The following is an 18538-nucleotide window of genomic DNA, read 5'->3' on the forward strand; positions in this document are numbered from 1 at the left end:
TGCCATCAAACTGCAATCCGGCAGGTTGTTAATGCAACTTCAATTGATTCATTCAGGACGCAACTGCAATAAAGCGGCAGCCATCGCATTATCAAAACGCTGGATCACTTGCTGGCATTGTTCATCATCGATAATCAATGGCGGCAACAAGCGGATGACATTGCCCTTACGCCCGCCACGTTCAAGCAACAGGCCTTGTTTGAAGCACTGTTGCTGGATGGCCGCGGCCAGCGCCGGGTCCATCGGGAAATGCCCGTGACGATCAGCCGGCTGGCGCTCGTCGACAATCTCGATGCCCAGCATCAGGCCGCGACCGCGCACCTGGCCGAGGGCCGGATAATGCGCCTGCAACTCAATCAGTCGGTCCTTGAGCCACTGGCCACGGCGCTCGGCCTGGGCGGCGAGGTTTTGCTGTTGCAGCACCTGCAACGTGGCCAGCCCGGCGGCCATGGCCATCTGGTTGCCGCGGAAGGTGCCGGCGTGATTGCCTGGCTCCCAGGCGTCGAATTCACGACGGATGCCCAGCACTGCCATGGGCAAACCGCCACCGACCGCTTTGGACATGACGATCAGGTCCGGCTCGATGTCGGCGTGTTCGAAGGCAAACATCTTGCCGGTGCGGGCGAAACCGGTCTGCACTTCGTCGAGGATCAACAGGATGCCGTGCTTGCGCGTCACCTCGCGGATCGCCCGCAGCCAGCTCGCCGGGGCACAGTTAACCCCGCCCTCACCCTGCACCGCTTCAAGGATCACCGCCGCCGGCAGGGACACGCCGCTTTCGACGTCCTCGATGAACTGGGTGAAATAGTGGGTCAAGGCCTCGATCCCGGCCTCACCGCCAATGCCCAGCGGGCAACGGTATTCGTGGGGGTATGGCATGAACTGCACCCCGGGCATCAGGCTGGCGATGGCATTTTTCGGCGCGGTGTTGCCGGTCAGAGCCAGAGCGCCATGGGTCATGCCATGGTAGGCCCCGGAGAAACTGATGATGTTGTTGCGCCCGGTGTAGGTCTTGGCCAGTTTCAGCGCGGCCTCCACTGCATCCGCCCCGGATGGCCCGCAAAATTGCAGGCAGTAATCACGGCCCTGGTTCGGCAACAGGCTAAGCAAGGTTTCACTGAAAGCGTCCTTGACCGCAGTGGTCAGGTCCAGGGTGTGCATCGGCAGACCTGAGGCGAGGAAGCTGTCGAGGCTGGCCATGACGGCCGGATGATTGTGCCCCAAGGCCAAAGTACCTGCGCCGGCCAGGCAGTCGAGGTAACTATTACCCTCAACGTCGGTCACCCAGAGCCCGTGCGCCTTAGCGATGGCCAGCGGCAACTTGCGTGGATAACTGCGTACATTAGATTCGAACTTGCTTTGTCGAGCCAGATAGTCGGCATTGGTTTTTTGCAAAGGATTAGAGTGCAATACGCCATCATTCAACATCGCTTCACCCTCGTTAAATTCGATATGCAACTTATTCTCATTAACAAGTTGTTGCAACTAATTCTTAGTACCTATTTGGAAATTTACATATAGCGATTTGAACTACGTTAAAAATATCAGACACGCAAAATACCAAGTTAATAAACCTGGTATAAACTCCGGAAGTGCCATGATCTAGCCATGATCTTGTAATGAAAATGACAACTTAGATATAGGCTACCGATAGATAGCGACTTATACGCAAGTGTCTTGATTGTTCATTAACTGAGGGTGTGCATATGTCCTTCCTCTATTCGAATCAGGTCATGGCCCAACGAAGACGCCCCGATCCCTGGGGCGCATGACAGGGGTGAATCAGAAGTCGACGGTCGCCGAAAGGAGGTAGGTGCGCGGGGTCGACAGCGTCAAGCCAGGCTCACTGTCATCCGAGGCCCCGGCCGAACTCCAGTAGCGTTTGTCCGCCACGTTCTCGACATTGGCACGCAGGGTGATGTTCTTTTCCTCGACCTTGAACGCGTAGCGTGCGCCCACGTCGAAACGCTCCCAGGAGTCGATTTCCTTGTTGTTGGACTGGTCCAGGTACTGCGAGCTGGAATAAATGCCGCGGCTGGTCAGGGTCAGGCCCTGTACAGTCGGCACGTCCCACTCGGCGCCCAGGTTGACGTTGTATTTCGGCGTGGCCGGTGCCCGGTTGCCGTCGAAGGTGCCATTGGTGGTGTTGCTCAACTCGCTGTCGATGTACATTACACCGCCGAGCAGACGGAAACCATCGAGTGGTTCACCGAACACACTCAGTTCCACACCCGTGTTCTCACGCTTGCCGTTCGGGCCGAAGACGCGCGTCGTGGCATTGGTCTCGTAAGCCGGCTGCTTGATCCGGAACACGGCGGCGGTGACGGCGAACGCACCGGCGTCATACTTGGCGCCGACCTCGACCTGGCGGCTGATGAACGGCGGGAAGATCTCGTCCTCGTTCACCGAGGTCGACGGTGCGATCTTGCCCTGGCTCAGGCCTTCCATGTAGTTGGCATACAGCGACAGCTTGTCGGTTGCCTTGAACAGGATGCCGCCCGACGGCGAAACCTTTTCCTCGTCGTAGCCGGTGTCGCCTCTGACGTTATCGGTCCAGTCGTCAACCTTCACGCGCTGCCAGCGAGCGCCGAGGGTCAACAGCAACCGGTCATCGAAGAAACCCAGCGTGTCGGACAACGCCACGCCGGTGGAGCGGTTCTCGGTATAGACCTCCGAATCCTGTCGCGTGGGTCTGACAGGCGTTGGTGTTTCAACGGGGTTATAAATGTTGCTGTTGGCCGCGGCATACCGGGCGCCGCCATTTTCGAAGTCCATGTAGTAATAGCTGGCGGCCAGATTGACTTCATGGCTTACCGGGCCGGTACGGAACCAGTTGCGCACTCCCGCCGTGGCCGTCCGGACATTTTCGTCACGGGTGAAGTCGCGCGGTTGAACGCTGAAGTTGCCGGCGTCGTTGGTGACCGAAACGGCATGTCGGAGGAAGTCATGATTACTTTTGCGCGCGCCCACACCGCCGTACAGCATGACGGAATCGTTGACATCGAATTCAGCGTTCACCGTGCCAAACGTGTCGTTGGTACTCGCCTTGCTCCAGGGCTGCGCATAGTTGCGGCGCACATCGCTGGCATGCGGAACCTGCGCGTTAGGGCCAACCTGTACGCGCTCCTGCGGTGCGTCGGTATCACGCTCGGTGCGTCCGATGTCCGTCGAGAGCCGCAGACGTTCACCGCGAAAATCCAGGCCCAGCACGGCCATCTCGCGGTCGACATTCTGGTGATCCCATTCGGTGTCGCCGGACTGCTTCACGCCGTTGAAACGAAGACCGAACTTGTTGTCTTCACCAAAGCGCCGGCCGACATCCACGGCACCGCCAACCTGGCTGTCGGAAGCGTAACTGCCGGTGAATGAAGTGATGGGCTTGTCGGTCGCGCGCTTGGGCACCACGTTGATCCCGCCACCCACGCTGCCACGCGGCGAGATGCCGTTGATGAGCTGGCTCGGGCCTTTGAGGACGTCGACGCGGTCGGCCATCTCCATGTCGATCGAATATGTCGGCAGGACGCCGTAGAGGCCGTTGTAGGCAACATCACTGTTGAACAGGCTCAGCCCGCGAATGGTGAACTGCTCATAGCGCCCACCCGCCGGGTTGGTGGCGCGAACCGAGGGATCGTTGGCGATCAGGTCGCCCAAGGTACGCGCCTGCTGGTTTTTGACCACCTCACTGGTGTAGGTGGTCATGCTGAACGGCGTTTCCATAAAGTCTTTCGAGCCCAGCAAGCCTTGCGAACCGCGACGCGCGACCTGGCCGCCGACATACGGATCGCCGTCCACCGGGTCAATGGCACCGAGAATCGAGGTGGCGCCCAGTTGCAGGCTGCCGTCTTCTGGCGCCGGGGTCAGGATGTACGCCTCTTCGCCCACTGGCTGCAGTTGCAGACCGGAACCCTGCAACAGTCGGGCAAAGCCCTCCTCGACCGCGTACTCGCCGGAAAGTCCAGGGCTGGTGCGACTGCCCACCAGTGCCGGGTCCACTGACAGGTTGACCCCGGCCAGCCCGGCAAAACGGGTGAGCGCTGCGCTGAGGCTTCCTGCCGGCACCTGGTAACTGCGTCGAGGCGCGTCTTCGGCCCAACCGGCAGTGATGAACAACGGACAGGCACTCAGACTCAGCATCAGACTCAAGTGCAACAACGGGCGCAGTCTGGAAGAACCCAGACGCGTACTGCAGGGCATCACTACGGGCATTGAGAATCTCTCTGATTTCGTTTCACTTGCCTTGAATGACAAGCGACGCGAAAAAAGGGGACACACCTCAAACAATATTTTTGCGCGGCAGCAACGTAACCCAGTAGCGGGTTCGCCTATGCACCTCCAGCGGCAAGCTGGCCGCCAGCAACGTCAGGATGCGATCGGTGTCTTCCAGACGGAAACTGCCGGTGACGCGCAGGGATTCGAGCTCCGGCTCCCAGCGCAACAATCCCGGACGATAGGTGCTGAGTTCGCGCAGAAAATCGCCCAGGGGCTGGTTCTGTGCCATCAACACGCCGTCGCGCCAGCCTGGGGCAAGCACATCGAAAGGTTCGACGCGTCCGGCACCCATGGCCTGAAGGCTGACTTGCTGGCCTGCGCGCAATGAAAAGACCGGTCCGCGCAAAGGCTGCAACTGCACCGCGCCTTTAAGCACTGACACCTTGCACCCCGTCTGCCCCTGACGAACACACACTTCGCTCTGACTGACGACCACTTGCCCGAAGTGCGTCTGAATCGTCAGCGGCGAGGTCCCGGGCACATTCAGCGCTATTTCGCCTTCCACGAGTGTCAGTCGCCGGTTCTTCATGTCGATATCGACGGCACTTGCGGTGTTCAATTGCAGCGAGCTGCCATCGGCCAACTGGACTTTTTTGCCCTCCCCAGTCGCGGTTCGCAGATCAGCGCGCCAGACATCCAGAGGTAGCTGCCGGCTGATCAGCCAGGCGGTTGGCACCAGCGCCACCGCCCCGACGGCGCGCTTGAGCACCGTGCGCCGACTCGTCTGCGGCCGATCCAGGCTAGCCATGGCCAGTGCCGACGGCAGGTCGGCAAAGCGTTGGCGCAAGAGCTGGGCTTTCTGCCAGGCCTGTTCGTGACTGGGATGGCTGTCACGCCAGTGCTGCAGATTGGCACGATCGCGATCATTGGCGGCGCCTGATTCCATGAGTGCCAGCCATTGAGCGGCAGCCCTCACAACTTGCCGGGCCTCAGCCGAAGGTGCCGAACCGATCACAATTCCACCAGCAGGCAATGTTCATAGGCTTGCGCCATGTAGCGCTTGATCGTGCGCTCCGAGACTTGCAGGCGTTCGGCAATCTCGTGATAACCCAAGCCCTCCAACTGACTCCAGAGAAACGCCCGTCGCACCGCGGTCGGCAATCCATCGAGCAATTCGTCCAGGGCTTGCAGGGTTTCCAGCAGCAACCAGCGTTGCTCGGGGGACGGCACGCAGTCCTCAGGCAGCAGCGCCAGCGCATTGAGGTAGGCCTGTTCCAGGCTGCGGCGCTTATAGAAGTTGGTCAGCAGCCGCTTGCCGACAGTCGCCAGATAGGCGCGGGGTTCTTGCAGGTCAGCGATGTGCTGGGAGCTGGCGAGTAAACGCACGAACGTATCCTGGCTCAAGTCCGCCGCATCATGGCCATTGCTCATGCGCCGCCTCAACCAGCTTTCGAGCCAGCCACGATGGTCGCGGTACAGGTCGTGGAAGGTTTGCGCCGCCGGCATCGCTGCATCACTCATCTAAAGGAACCCTGCGCGAAGAAATATTTTAAATGCGACTCATTCTAATTAGTGTTGAGACTTCAAACCAAGCGCTTTGTGCGTTTTGCCCCAAGGAAAAATTTGAATACGCTAATGAAAGACAGGTGCTTCTGCCACTCAGCCACCGGTTAATCAGGGCTGAGCGTTATTGAGGGATATCGTCGAGAGGAGTAAGAGTTCGACACACGGCCGCATTTGGCCGGCAGATGCGAATACCCATGGTTGCGGGGAGAAGGAGAGAAAAGCCAAATCGCAGACACAAAAAACCCCGGTCTTTCGACCAGGGTCTTTGCTATCGACTCGAAGAAGCCAGCGGCTTACTTCGTAGCTCCAAGGCGTTCAGTGGGCCTTGAGGCAGATATGGCGCAGCGGACGGGACTCGAACCCGCGACCCCCGGCGTGACAGGCCGGTATTCTAACCGACTGAACTACCGCTGCGTATCGCTTTGGACTTGCGTCCAAGTAACTCGTCTGATTGGAAGCTTCGAGGCTTTCAATCTCGAACCAGAACAAACTCTGACTCGGAAAATATGGCGCAGCGGACGGGACTCGAACCCGCGACCCCCGGCGTGACAGGCCGGTATTCTAACCGACTGAACTACCGCTGCGCGTCGGTGGAGGCTTTTAAAAGCTTCCATCTTGCTTTCGCAAGACTCTCGGAAGTGGTGGGTGATGACGGGATCGAACCGCCGACATTCTGCTTGTAAGGCAGACGCTCTCCCAGCTGAGCTAATCACCCGTTTGCATCTCCGAGGCCGCGAAATTTACGCAGGTACCGAAGCTAAGTCAATACCCCGCTTGAAGTTTTTCTGAAAAAGACAAAATCATGTCATTTCCCGCAGCGCTGCCAACGGCCGCCTGCAACTTCAAGCCACCGCTGTCGCGGCCCCTGCTCGAATTACTCGCTGTAAATCATCTTCTTGGTCATGCCGCCATCGACCACGAACTCCTGGCCCGTGACAAAACCCGCGTTCTTCGACAATAGCCAGGCGACCATCGCCGCCACGTCCTCGACCGTCCCTACCCTGCCCGCCGGATGCTGGGCATGATCGGCATCGGTCAGAGGTTCGGCACGACGTGCGGAGGGATCTCGCGCATCGATCCAGCCGGGGCTGACCGCATTGACACGGATTTCCGGCCCGAGGCTGATCGCCAAGGCATGAGTCAATGCCAACAGGCCACCCTTGCTCGCCGCATAAGCCTCGGTGTCGGGTTCTGACTGCCCGGCGCGGGTCGAGGCCAGGTTGACGATCGCACCGCTGTGAGCGCGCAGGTACGGCGCACAGTGCTTGGCCAAAAGCATCGGCCCACTGAGATTCACTGCCAGCACCCGATTCCAGTACGCCAGATCAAGGCTTTCAAGGGTGATGTTGTGCGGATCGGCAACCGCCGCGTTGCACACCAGCGCATCCAGACGCCCGAACTGCCCCAGCACCTCGGCGACGCCCAACGCCACCTGCCCTTCGTTCGAGACGTCCATGGCGATGAACCAGGCGTTGTCGCCGAGCACCTTCGCCACTTTCGAACCGCGTACTCGATCAAGATCAGTCAGCACCACCTGCCAGCCTTCGCTGATCAGCCAGGCCGAGATCCCCAGACCAATGCCCCGCGCAGCACCCGTGACCAGTGCAACGCGGCCGTTGGTGCCAGTGCTTGGCGTGGACAACTCGATCACAAGGCAGCCAACCCGCGCGCCAGATCGGCTTGCAGGTCGGCCACATCTTCCAGACCGACCGCGATGCGGATCAGGCTGTCACGAATGCCCGCTGCTTCACGCTCTTGCGGCGCCAGACGACCGTGAGAGGTGGTGCTTGGGTGCGTAATGGTGGTCTTGCTGTCACCGAGGTTGGCGGTGATGGAAATCAGGCGGGTCGCATCGATAAAGCGCCAGGCGCCCTCTTTGCCGCCCTTGACCTCGAAACTCACGACCGCACCAAAGCCTTTCTGCTGACGCAGGGCCAACTCGTGCTGCGGATGGCTTTTGAGACCGGCGTAATGGACTTTCTCGATGCCTTCCTGCTGCTCCAGCCATTCGGCCAGTTGCTGGGCATTGGCACAGTGCGCCTTCATGCGCAGGCTCAAGGTTTCCAGGCCCTTGAGGAAGATCCAAGCGTTGAACGGGCTCAGGGTCGGCCCGGCAGTCCGCAGAAAACCGACGACTTCTTTCATCTGTTCGCTGCGACCGGCCACAACACCGCCCATGCAACGGCCCTGGCCGTCGATGAACTTGGTCGCCGAGTGCACGACGATGTCCGCGCCCATCTTCAGCGGCTGCTGCAACGCCGGGGTGCAGAAGCAGTTGTCGACCACCAGCATCGCGCCCTTGGCGTGAGCGACTTTCGACAGCTCGGCGATGTCCACCAGCTCGGCCAGAGGATTAGATGGCGATTCGACAAACAGCAATTTAGTGTTGGCCTTGATCGCCGCATCCCAACCGGACAAGTCCGCCAGAGGCACGTAATCGACTTCAATGCCGAAGCGCTTGAAGTACTTCTCGAACAGACTGATGGTCGAACCGAACACGCTGCGCGATACCAGCACGTGATCGCCGGCGCTGCACAGGCTCATCACCACCGCCATGATCGCAGCCATGCCGGTGGCCGTGGCCACGGCTTGCTCGGCGCTTTCCAGCGCGGCAATGCGCTCTTCGAACGCACGCACGGTCGGGTTGGTGTAGCGCGAGTAAACGTTGCCCGGCACTTCACCGGCAAAGCGTGCTGCCGCATCAGCAGCAGTACGGAATACGTAGCTGGAAGTGAAGAACATCGGATCACCGTGTTCGCCTTCCGGCGTGCGGTGCTGACCGGCGCGTACGGCCAGGGTATCGAACGCTACGCCTTCGAGGTCGCTGTCCAGCCGACCGGCATCCCAATCCTGACTCATGCTGTCACTCCTTGCCTTGCTCTTTTTAGTAGATACAAAACCGGCCCCTCAGGGCCGGTAGTTACTCAGTTGTTATACAGATCAATGATCGCACTGACTGCCTGCGTCTTGACCTTGGAGGCATCATTACGTGCCTGCTCGATCTTGTTCAGGTAAGCCTCGTCGACGTCGCCGGTGACGTACTGGCCGTCGAACACCGCGCAATCGAACTTCTCGATCTTGATCTTGCCGCCACCGACCGCTTCGATCAAGTCAGGCAGGTCCTGATAGATCAACCAGTCAGCGCCGATCAGATCAGCCACGTCCTGGGTCGAACGGTTGTGCGCGATCAGCTCGTGAGCGCTCGGCATGTCGATGCCGTAGACGTTCGGGTAACGAACGGCCGGTGCCGCGGAGCAGAAGTAAACGTTTTTGGCGCCGGCTTCGCGGGCCATCTGGATGATCTGCTTGCAGGTGGTGCCGCGAACGATGGAGTCGTCCACCAGCATCACGTTCTTGCCGCGGAATTCCAGCTCGATGGCGTTGAGCTTCTGGCGTACGGATTTTTTCCGTGCAGCCTGGCCCGGCATGATGAAGGTCCGGCCGATGTAGCGGTTCTTCACGAAGCCTTCGCGGAACTTGACGCCCAAGTGGTTCGCCAACTCCAAGGCCGCCGTGCGGCTGGTGTCCGGAATCGGGATGACCACGTCGATGTCGTGCTCTGGACGCTCGCGCAGGATCTTCTCGGCGAGTTTCTCGCCCATGCGCAGGCGGGCCTTGTAGACCGACACGCCGTCGATGATCGAGTCTGGACGCGCGAGGTAGACGTGTTCGAAGATGCACGGAGTCAGGGACGGGTTGGTCGCGCACTGACGGGTGTGCAGCTTGCCGTCTTCAGTGATGTAGACCGCTTCGCCCGGTGCCAGGTCGCGAATCAGGGTGAAACCGAGTACGTCCAGGGAAACGCTTTCGGAAGCGATCATGTACTCGACGCCTTCGTCGGTGTGACGCTGACCGAAGACGATCGGGCGGATGCCGTGCGGGTCACGGAAACCGACGATGCCGTAACCGGTCACCATCGCCACGACCGCGTAACCACCGACGCAACGGTTGTGCACGTCAGTAACAGCGGCGAACACGTCTTCTTCAGTGGGCTGCAACTTGCCGCGCTGGGCCAGTTCGTGAGCGAACACGTTGAGCAGCACTTCCGAATCGGAGTTGGTGTTGACGTGGCGCAGGTCAGATTCGTAAATCTCCTTGGCCAGCTGTTCAACGTTGGTCAGGTTACCGTTGTGCGCCAGGGTGATGCCGTAAGGCGAGTTGACGTAAAACGGTTGGGCTTCGGCCGAGGTCGAACTGCCCGCGGTCGGGTAACGCACATGGCCAATACCCATGTGGCCGACCAGGCGCTGCATGTGACGTTGATGGAACACGTCACGCACCAGGCCATTGTCCTTGCGCAGGAATAACCGGCCATCATGGCTGGTCACGATACCGGCAGCGTCCTGGCCGCGGTGCTGGAGGACGGTTAGCGCGTCATACAGCGCCTGATTGACGTTCGACTTACCGACGATACCGACGATGCCACACATGCGACGCAACCCCTACTTAATGGATCTGAACTGAACACAACTTACTGAGGCGTTTTGGCCATCGGCAAGAGGTGCTCCTTGAACGGTATCTCAGCGGGTACGCTGATACCGCTGGCAAGCCACTGACTGCTCCACCCAAGAATCAGGTTTTTGGACCAGTCTGCAACCAATAGAAATTTTGGCACGAGCTGTGACTCTTGCCACCACCCGTCCTGCTGTACCGGCCCCAGGCTCAACAGCCCGACCGCCACGACCACCAGCAACACGCCACGCGCGGCGCCGAAGGCCATGCCGAGGAATCGATCGGTCCCGGACAGCCCGGTGACGCGAACCAATTCGCCGATAAGATAATTGATCATCGCGCCTACGATTAACGTGGCGACAAACATGATGGCACAGCCCGTGATCACACGAGCCGACGGCGTTTGGATGTATCCGGCGAGGTACTCGGACAATGAACCACCGAACATCCAGGCGACGACTCCTGCGATGATCCAGGTCACCAGCGATAGTGCTTCTTTGACGAAGCCGCGGCTCAGACTGATCAATGCGGAGATGGCGACGATTGCAACGATCGCCCAGTCAACCCAGGTAAATGGCACAGTGCAGCCTACAGACGGATAAGGCGGCGCATTTTAGCAGAGCGCATGGCTATCGGTAAGCTGCGATTGTCAGTGCATTTCAAATCGGGGCGATAGTTTTAACCGCGCTCAGGCTGGAAACGCACCACAAAACCCTTGAGGTTCTGCTGGCGGCTCAACAAGTCACGCAGACGATCAGCTTCTGCCCGCTCGATCAGCGGCCCGACAAACACCCGATTCTTGCCGTCGGCAGTGCGGATGTAGGCGTTGTAGCCCTGACTGCGCAGGGATTTCTGCAGGCTTTCTGCACTGGCACGACTCGACAGACTCGCCAGTTGCACCGACCAACTGACCGACAGGCCATTGGCATCGACGCGGCTTTGAGTCGTGTCCGGCTTGCCCGGTGCAGCCGTGATGGGCTGGCCAGGTGCAACCGTTGGTTTGTTGACCGGCGCAGGTGCTGGCGCCGGAGGCGGCGTGACCGGTTTGGCGGCAGGTGCAGGCGCCACCGGGGCACTTGGGGCAATCGCTGTCGACGGTGCTTCTTGCTGAGCGATTTCATCATCACTCGGCACGGGCTCCTGAGGCAGCGCTTGCGGCTCAGGCACCACCACCGGTTCGACCTGAACTTGCGGCACCGCAGGCGCTTGCGGCGCAGCCGGGGCTTCAACCGTCACTTGACGCTGTTCATCCTGACGGGAAAACAGCATCGGCAGGAAAATCACCGCCAGCGCCACCAGAACCAGGGCGCCAACCATGCGCTGTTTGTATGCCTTATCCAGCAATGCCATTTGCCGCTTCCTCCGTGGAGCGCCGGGCCAGCCATTCGAGGGCCTCGGCGACACAATAAAATGATCCGAACAACAGAATCTCGTCGTCGCTCGTCGCCAGCGCGCACTGCCCTTCCAGGGCGTCAGCCACGCTGTCATAGGATGTTACCGAGCCGCCAAGGTTCTGCAACGCCGCGTGCAAATCGGCAACCGGGCGTGCTCGCGGTGAATCCAGCGGCGCGACGGCCCAATGCTGGACACTAGCATTCAATTCGCCGACAACACCATCCAGATCCTTGTCCGCCAACAATCCGAACACTGCCAGACGCTTGCCGGCCGGCGGTCGACTGGCCAGACGGCGAGCCAGATACTCTGCCGCATGGGGGTTATGCCCCACGTCCAGCAACAGGTTCAGGCGCTTGCCCTGCCAGTCAAACTGACGGCGATCGAGGCGACCGACCACCCGAGTGGCTTTCAGCGCAGCAATAATTTGTGCATCCACCCAAGGCAACCCGAGCAACAGGTAAGCCTGCAACGCCAGCGCGGCGTTTTCCATCGGCAGATCGAGCAACGGCAGATCATGCAGCTCGACCACTCGCCCTTGAGCGTCAAGACCGCGCCATTGCCAGTTGTGATCGGTGATGCCGAGGTCAAAATCGCGCCCACGCAGGAAAAACGGACAATTGAGCTCTCGCGCTTTATCCAGCAGGGGTTGCGGAGGATTCAGATCGCCACAGAGCGCAGGCGCACCCTGGCGGAAGATGCCGGCCTTTTCGAACGCTACGGATTCACGGGTATCACCCAGATAATCCGCGTGATCAACACCGATACTGGTGACCAGCGCCATATCGGCATCGACCACGTTGACCGTATCCAGACGCCCGCCCAGCCCGACTTCCAGCACCACTGCATCGAGATTGGCGTGTTGAAACAGCCAGAACGCCGCCAGGGTGCCCATTTCGAAGTACGTAAGCGAAGTATCGCCACGGCCTGCCTCGACCGCGGCAAAGGCTTCGCACAGCTCGGCGTCAGTGGCTTCGACGCCATTGACCTGCACCCGCTCGTTGTAACGCAGCAGGTGCGGAGAATTGTAGACACCGACGCTCAGGCCCTGCGCCCGCAGCAACGAAGCCACGAATGCGCAGGTAGAACCTTTGCCGTTGGTGCCGGTGACCGTGATCACCCGAGGCGCCGGCTTGCCCAGTCCCATGCGGGACGCTACCTGTTGCGAGCGCTCCAGGCCCATGTCGATGGCCGAAGGGTGCAACTGCTCAAGGTAGGCGAGCCACTCGCCAAGGGTACGCTCGATCATAGGTTGGCGGGTACCGGTGGAACCACGATTGGCTCGATTGGCGCGGCGACGAATTTCGGCGTCGGCAGGCCCATCATTTGTGCCAGCAGATTGCCCAGACGCGGACGCAGTTCCTGACGGTGAATGATCATGTCGATCGCACCGTGTTCCAGCAGGAATTCGCTGCGCTGGAAGCCTTCCGGCAGTTTTTCACGCACGGTTTGTTCAATGACGCGCGGACCAGCGAAGCCGATCAGGGCTTTCGGCTCACCGACAATCACGTCGCCGAGCATCGCCAGACTGGCGGAAACGCCGCCGTAGACCGGGTCGGTCAGCACGGAGATGAACGGAATGCCTTCTTCACGCAGACGCGCCAGCACCGCGGAGGTCTTGGCCATTTGCATCAGGGAGATCAGGGCTTCCTGCATCCGCGCACCACCGGAGGCGGCGAAGCAGATCATCGGGCATTTGTTTTCCAGCGCGTAGTTGGCGGCGCGAACGAAGCGCTCACCGACGATGGCGCCCATGGAACCGCCCATGAAGGAGAATTCGAACGCCGAAACAACCACAGGCATGCCCAGCAGGGTGCCGCTCATGGAGATCAGTGCGTCTTTTTCGCCGGTCGCTTTTTGCGCGGCGGTCAGACGATCCTTGTACTTCTTGCCGTCGCGGAACTTCAGACGGTCAACCGGCTCAAGGTCCGCGCCCAGTTCGGCACGACCTTCAGCGTCGAGGAAGATGTCGATACGGGCGCGAGCGCCGATACGCATGTGGTGGTTGCACTTGGGGCAAACGTCCAGGGTCTTTTCCAGCTCCGGACGATACAGCACAGCCTCGCAAGACGGGCATTTGTGCCACAGACCTTCAGGCACCGAGCTCTTCTTGACCTCGGAACGCATGATCGAAGGGATCAGTTTGTCTACTAACCAGTTGCTCATGCTTTCTTTCTCCAGTACCGGCGGCCCGAACGCTCTGGTTCGCAGCCCCGCGTATGCCCTTGAGCTAAATTCATGTGTGTGGCGATGATCGATGAATGGCCGGGTCAGTGAAGCGTGACCTGCGTACAACCCATCAATCCTCAGCCGTACCTGCTTTGTGCAGCGCAGTGCATTTTGGGACGGCGGCAGTGTGCCAGCCGTCACATCAGCTACGTGCTACTGCGTACCGCTTTAATGAATGCCTGAATCTTTGCGTGATCCTTGATGCCCTTGCTCGCCTCCACCCCACCGCTGACGTCCACCGCGTAAGGCCGAACCCGGGCAATCGCTTCGGCGACGTTGTCCGGCGTCAAGCCACCCGCCAGGATGATCGGTTTGCTCAAGCCTTGCGGTATCAGAGACCAGTCAAACGCTTCACCGGTTCCGCCGGGTACGCCTTCAACGTAGGCGTCGAGCAGGATACCGCGGGCGCCTGGAAACGCATCGCATGCGGCCGCGATGTCGTCACCGGCCTTGACCCGCAGCGCCTTGATGTACGGACGGTGCCAGCCTTCGCACTCGGCCGCGGTTTCGTCGCCATGGAACTGCAACAAATCCAGCGGCACGGCGTCGAGGATTTCCCCCAACTCGCAGCGGCTGGCGTCGACGAACAGCCCTACGGTGGTCACGAACGGTGGCAACGCCTCGATGATCGAGCGCGCCTGCTGAAACGTCACGGCCCGGGGGCTTTTGGCGTAGAACACAAATCCGATCGCATCAGCCCCGGCCTCAACCGCCGCCAACGCATCTTCTATGCGGGTAATCCCACAAATTTTGCTGCGAACGGCCGACATGTCGATAGAACCCCAAGGTAAATCCGAGAAAGTCCCGGATGGTAACAAAAGCGTTCGAGGGCGTCAGCCGTCAAGTTCCGAGAAGCCGGTCAGGAAGTGCGGCCCGATGTAACGCTCGGGCAATTCGAACTCGTCGCGGTACTCGACCTGCACCAGGTACAGGCCGTACGGATGCGCCGTCACCCCACCGGAACGGCGAATGCGGCTCTCCAGCACCTCTTTCATCCACTCTACCGGGCGCTCGCCGGCACCGATGGTCATCAGCACACCAGCAATGTTGCGCACCATGTGGTGCAGGAAGGCGCTGGCGCGGATGTCCAGAACGATCATCTTGCCGTGGCGCGTGACGCGCAGGTGATGCAGCTCCTTGATCGGCGACTTGGCCTGACACTGGCCGGCACGGAAAGCACTGAAGTCGTGGGTGCCGACCAGATACTGCGCCGCCTCGGCCATGCGCTCGACGTCCAGCGGACGGTGATTCCAGGTGATTTCTTCGTTCAAGTGCGCCGGGCGGATCTGATCGTTGTAGATCACGTAGCGATAGCGCCGGGCAATCGCCTTGAACCGCGCATGAAAATGCGCCGGCATGACCTTGGCCCAGCTGACACTGACGTCGTGAGGCAAATTGATATTGGCGCCCATGACCCAGGCTTTCATCGAACGCTCGACCTGAGTATCGAAATGCACCACCTGACCGCACGCATGCACGCCCGCATCCGTACGCCCGGCGCAGAGCAGCGACACCGGTGAGTCGGCGACTTTGGACAAGGCCTTTTCGAGCGTCTCCTGCACAGTGAGTACGCCGGACGCCTGGCGCTGCCAGCCGCGATAGCGCGAGCCTTTGTATTCAACGCCCAACGCGATCCGGAAAAAGCCGTCGGCCACCATTTCGGCGGCCGGATTATCTATATTTGCCAAGGAGTGACAGCCTGCTGATGTACGCAAAGGCGGGCATTATAAGGCCGCCGGACGGGGACGCCAGAGGCGCGTGTGTTTTGTACCTTGCCCGGCGCCCAGGACAGAAACAAAAACGGCAGCCTCAATGGGCTGCCGTTTTGTTTACGCCTTACCGATCAATCAAGCCAGACGCGATAGCATTTCCTTGGCTTCGCTCTTCTGACCGTCGTCACCCTCGGTCACCACTTCGTTGAGGATGTCCCGGGCGCCGTCGGCGTCGCCCATGTCGATGTAGGCCTGGGCCAGATCGAGCTTGGTAGCGACTTCGTCAGTGCCGGAAAGGAAATCGAATTCCGGCTCGTCAGCTGCGGAGGCCATGGCGTCTTCCGCCGTGAAGCTCGGTTCGCCAAGGCTCTGGGACAGACGATCCAGTTCGGCGTTGACTTCATCCAGTTCGGCGGCAAACGCGTCCGGAGCGTCAGGGGCGTCCATTTCGTCAGCCAGCGACAGATCGAAATCGGCTGGCAGCTCCAGATCGTCCAGCGCAACCTCAGGAACAGCCGGCGCTTCAGCGGCAGGTAAATCCAGGTCCTTGACGCCCTCATCCAGACTCAACAGGAAGTCGTCTTCGGCTAGGGTCGCCGGCGAGGCATCCCCACCGAGATCCATATCCAGGTCGAAGGCCGACAGGTCATCGAGGTTTTCCTTGATGTCGGTCTGCTGCTGCAACACAGACTCGAAGCTCAAGTCGTCGTCCAGCGGGAACTCGTCCAGCTCAGCCGCAGACACTGGCTCTGGTTCTGGTGCAACTACTGCCGGAGAGGCAGCTTCCAGATCATCCAGGCTCAAATCGAAGGCACTGTCGAGATCATCGGACTTGGCCTCTGGCTCTGGTTCTGGCGCAACCACCGCCGGAGAGGCAGCTTCCAGATCATCCAGGCTCAAATCGAAGGCACTGTCGAAGTCATCGGGCTCTGCCTCCGCTTCTGCCTCTGGTGCAACCACTGCCGGAGAAGCAGATTCCAGATCATCCAGGCTCAAATCGAAGGCACTGTCGAAGTCATCGGGCACTGCCGGAGCCGGCGCTTCAGGCTCGTCCAGCAGCAGATCCTTGACGTATTGCGCGTCCAGTTCGGCAGCGATCGCAGCGGCTGCGATACCACCGGCTGCCGCAATAACCATACCGGGGAAGCGGCTCTTGAGTTTTTCGACCTGAGCAAAGTTGTCACCATTGGCCACCAGTTGGCGTTCCTGGGCAACGAATGCATCGCGGTCGCCTTGCTGACCGTAGACTTCCATCAGCTTGAGGCGCAAGTCACTGCGTTGCGGCTCTTGCTTGATCCCGTCTTCAAGCAAGGCAACCGCCTGATTCAGACGACCGGCAGTGATGTGCGACTGCGCCTTGCTCAGTACGTCGTCATCGCGCTCGCCAGCAGGCGAAACCAATGGCGCAGCGATCGGCGGCGTTACCACAACCGGAGCAATCACCGGAGCCGGCGCGGGTGCAGGCGGTGGCGTTGGGGTTGGGGTTGGGGCGGTAGCGAGCTTCACGCTCGGCGGCGGCACTTCCAGGTCTTCGAAGATGCCTTTTGGCAGGTCAAGTTCAGCGGAGAACGCCTGCTCCTCGGCCAAGTCACGGGCCATGCGCAAATGCTTCTCGGCTTCTTGCTGGGCTTTGCGGCGACGCGCCAGCAACAGCAGCAGGAACAGCACCACCACGGCACCGCCACCTGCCAGACCCAGTAGCCACGGATTGGTCAGCAGTTCTTTGAATTGCTGATCGTCGGACTCTACCGGCGTCGACTCGACAGGCTTCTCGGCGGGAGCCGGAGTGGCGTCGGGCGCAGCAGCCTCAGGTGCAGTCGGAGCCGCGTCCGCAGGCGCTGTTGCCGCCGGGTTGGCCGCCAGTTCGGCTGACATTGCCGGAGCGGTCGCACCGGGTGCCGGCGCACCCGCCGCACCTTCAGCCTGCAACTTGGCCAGTTGATTGTTCTTCAGTTCGATCAGGCGTTGCAGCTTCTCCAGCTGACTTTGCAGATCGGTCATGCGGCTTTTCAGTTCGGCGTTGTCACGACGGGTCGTGTCGAGGCTTTCCTGGGTCACGGCGAGCTTGTTGCTCAAATTCTTGGCATCACCCGCAGCGCCTTTGCCACCGGCCTTGCCGGACTCGGCGGAGACCAGGCTCAGCTTGTCTGTAGCCGTTTGCGACGAAGGGCCTTCACCGCGAGCGCGTTTGGTGGCATCGAGCTGCTGCTGTCCGGTCCCGGGTTTCGCCACGTAGCGACGACCCTGACGCCACGCGGTGTTCTGCGCGGAGACTTCAGCAATGGCCTTCGGTTGCGGCAGGCTGGTGCTCTGCGCCTGATCCGGCAGACGCAGCACCTGACCGGCTTTCAACCGGTTGATGTTGCCGTCGATAAAGGCATCCGGATTCAACGCCTGGATGGCCAGCATGGTTTGCTGGACCGAGCCGCCAGTGCGCGTCTTCGCAGCGATTTCCCACAGGGTATCGCGCGGCGCGGTGGTGTATTGGGTTGGTTTGGTGCCACCGGTCACCGGTGCGGTGACGGTTTGCGTCGGTGCAGGCTGCGCAGCCGCATCAGCGGTTTGCGGCGAGAATTTGGACGGATCGAGCAGCACGCTGTAATCGCGCAGCAGGCGACCGTTGGGCCACATCACCTGAACCAGGAATTTCACCATGGGTTCGGAGAGTGGTTTGCTGGATGTCACACGCAGGATGCTTTTACCGCTGGCGTTGAGCACCGGAGTAAAGGTCAGGTCATTGAGAAACGCCTGGCGGTCGACACCGGCCTTGGCGAAATCTTCGGGCGAAGCCAGGCTCGGCACCACTTCGGCAGCGGTGAGGTCCTTGACGTCGAGCAACTCGATTTCCGCCACCAAGGGCTGGTTCAGCGTCGACTTCAGGGTCAATTCCCCGAGCCCGAGGGCATGCGCCATACCGGAGGACAGCGCCGAGGCGGCCGCTATTGCTAACACCAGTTTGCGAACTTGAACCATAGCCT

14 protein-coding genes and 3 tRNA genes are annotated in these 18538 nt (G+C 60.4%); all 17 read right to left on the minus strand.

From position 1 onward, the window contains the following. Positions 1-48 precede the first annotated feature (48 nt). On the minus strand, positions 49-1428 hold the full coding sequence (locus ACA056_RS18880) for a diaminobutyrate--2-oxoglutarate transaminase (RefSeq protein ID WP_497273568.1): 1380 nt from the start codon (positions 1426-1428) through the stop codon (positions 49-51). Between the two features lie 354 nt (positions 1429-1782). Then, positions 1783-4206 (minus strand): TonB-dependent siderophore receptor, encoded by a 2424-nt coding sequence (locus ACA056_RS18885; RefSeq protein WP_497266864.1) that lies wholly within the window; start codon positions 4204-4206, stop codon positions 1783-1785. A gap of 67 nt (positions 4207-4273) precedes the next feature. Then, a complete protein-coding gene (locus ACA056_RS18890; RefSeq protein WP_497266866.1) occupies positions 4274-5224 on the minus strand; it encodes a FecR domain-containing protein in 951 nt (316 codons plus the stop codon). Next, on the minus strand, positions 5221-5730 hold the full coding sequence (locus tag ACA056_RS18895; protein WP_497266868.1) for a sigma-70 family RNA polymerase sigma factor: 510 nt from the start codon (positions 5728-5730) through the stop codon (positions 5221-5223). The genes ACA056_RS18890 and ACA056_RS18895 overlap by 4 nt, the downstream gene beginning before the upstream one ends. 382 nt (positions 5731-6112) lie before the next feature. Beyond that, positions 6113-6189 (minus strand) — tRNA-Asp (locus tag ACA056_RS18900). Between the two features lie 93 nt (positions 6190-6282). Then, positions 6283-6359 (minus strand) — tRNA-Asp (locus ACA056_RS18905). Positions 6360-6414: 55 nt separating this feature from the next. After that, a tRNA-Val gene (locus tag ACA056_RS18910) sits at positions 6415-6490 on the minus strand. A gap of 159 nt (positions 6491-6649) precedes the next feature. After that, positions 6650-7426 (minus strand): SDR family oxidoreductase, encoded by a 777-nt coding sequence (locus tag ACA056_RS18915; protein ID WP_415770108.1) that lies wholly within the window; start codon positions 7424-7426, stop codon positions 6650-6652. Beyond that, positions 7423-8634, minus strand: coding sequence for an O-succinylhomoserine sulfhydrylase (locus ACA056_RS18920; RefSeq protein WP_149630907.1), 1212 nt, complete (start codon positions 8632-8634; stop codon positions 7423-7425). The genes ACA056_RS18915 and ACA056_RS18920 overlap by 4 nt, the downstream gene beginning before the upstream one ends. 65 nt (positions 8635-8699) lie before the next feature. Next, positions 8700-10205 carry an amidophosphoribosyltransferase gene (purF, locus tag ACA056_RS18925; RefSeq protein ID WP_010456022.1) on the minus strand — a complete coding sequence of 502 codons (1506 nt, stop codon included), beginning with the start codon at positions 10203-10205 and terminating at the stop codon, positions 8700-8702. A gap of 41 nt (positions 10206-10246) precedes the next feature. Further along, on the minus strand, positions 10247-10807 hold the full coding sequence (locus ACA056_RS18930; protein ID WP_074875247.1) for a CvpA family protein: 561 nt from the start codon (positions 10805-10807) through the stop codon (positions 10247-10249). A 98-nt stretch (positions 10808-10905) separates the two neighbouring features. Beyond that, positions 10906-11577, minus strand: coding sequence for an SPOR domain-containing protein (locus tag ACA056_RS18935; protein ID WP_497266871.1), 672 nt, complete (start codon positions 11575-11577; stop codon positions 10906-10908). Then, positions 11561-12868, minus strand: a complete 1308-nt coding sequence (gene folC / locus ACA056_RS18940) for a bifunctional tetrahydrofolate synthase/dihydrofolate synthase (protein ID WP_497266873.1) — start codon at positions 12866-12868, stop codon at positions 11561-11563. Before folC ends, ACA056_RS18935 begins: the two co-directional genes overlap by 17 nt. Continuing rightward, positions 12865-13785, minus strand: a complete 921-nt coding sequence (accD, locus tag ACA056_RS18945) for an acetyl-CoA carboxylase, carboxyltransferase subunit beta (RefSeq protein ID WP_123512527.1) — start codon at positions 13783-13785, stop codon at positions 12865-12867. Before accD ends, folC begins: the two co-directional genes overlap by 4 nt. A gap of 209 nt (positions 13786-13994) precedes the next feature. Next, positions 13995-14618, minus strand: coding sequence for a phosphoribosylanthranilate isomerase (locus ACA056_RS18950; protein ID WP_497266875.1), 624 nt, complete (start codon positions 14616-14618; stop codon positions 13995-13997). Between the two features lie 63 nt (positions 14619-14681). Next, positions 14682-15506 (minus strand): tRNA pseudouridine(38-40) synthase TruA, encoded by an 825-nt coding sequence (gene truA, locus ACA056_RS18955; protein ID WP_046047735.1) that lies wholly within the window; start codon positions 15504-15506, stop codon positions 14682-14684. A gap of 189 nt (positions 15507-15695) precedes the next feature. Beyond that, entirely contained in the window at positions 15696-18533 is a 2838-nt protein-coding gene (locus tag ACA056_RS18960) for a FimV/HubP family polar landmark protein (protein WP_497266877.1), read from the minus strand. Between the last annotated feature and the right edge of the window lie 5 nt (positions 18534-18538).

The sequence above is a fragment of the Pseudomonas sp. LBUM1666 genome (assembly GCF_059695775.1).

Bases quoted from the DNA above. Each gene is read 5' to 3' on its own strand.
- ACA056_RS18895 (WP_497266868.1), bottom strand. From the start codon at position 5,730: ATGAGTGATGCAGCGATGCCGGCGGCGCAAACCTTCCACGACCTGTAC.
- ACA056_RS18950 (WP_497266875.1), bottom strand. From the start codon at position 14,618: ATGTCGGCCGTTCGCAGCAAAATTTGTGGGATTACCCGCATAGAAGAT.
- ACA056_RS18960 (WP_497266877.1), bottom strand. From the start codon at position 18,533: ATGGTTCAAGTTCGCAAACTGGTGTTAGCAATAGCGGCCGCCTCGGCG.
- ACA056_RS18880 (WP_497273568.1), bottom strand. From the start codon at position 1,428: ATGTTGAATGATGGCGTATTGCACTCTAATCCTTTGCAAAAAACCAAT.
- folC (WP_497266873.1), bottom strand. From the start codon at position 12,868: ATGATCGAGCGTACCCTTGGCGAGTGGCTCGCCTACCTTGAGCAGTTG.
- truA (WP_046047735.1), bottom strand. From the start codon at position 15,506: ATGGTGGCCGACGGCTTTTTCCGGATCGCGTTGGGCGTTGAATACAAA.
- ACA056_RS18920 (WP_149630907.1), bottom strand. From the start codon at position 8,634: ATGAGTCAGGATTGGGATGCCGGTCGGCTGGACAGCGACCTCGAAGGC.
- purF (WP_010456022.1), bottom strand. From the start codon at position 10,205: ATGTGTGGCATCGTCGGTATCGTCGGTAAGTCGAACGTCAATCAGGCG.
- accD (WP_123512527.1), bottom strand. From the start codon at position 13,785: ATGAGCAACTGGTTAGTAGACAAACTGATCCCTTCGATCATGCGTTCC.
- ACA056_RS18885 (WP_497266864.1), bottom strand. From the start codon at position 4,206: ATGCCCGTAGTGATGCCCTGCAGTACGCGTCTGGGTTCTTCCAGACTG.
- ACA056_RS18935 (WP_497266871.1), bottom strand. From the start codon at position 11,577: ATGGCATTGCTGGATAAGGCATACAAACAGCGCATGGTTGGCGCCCTG.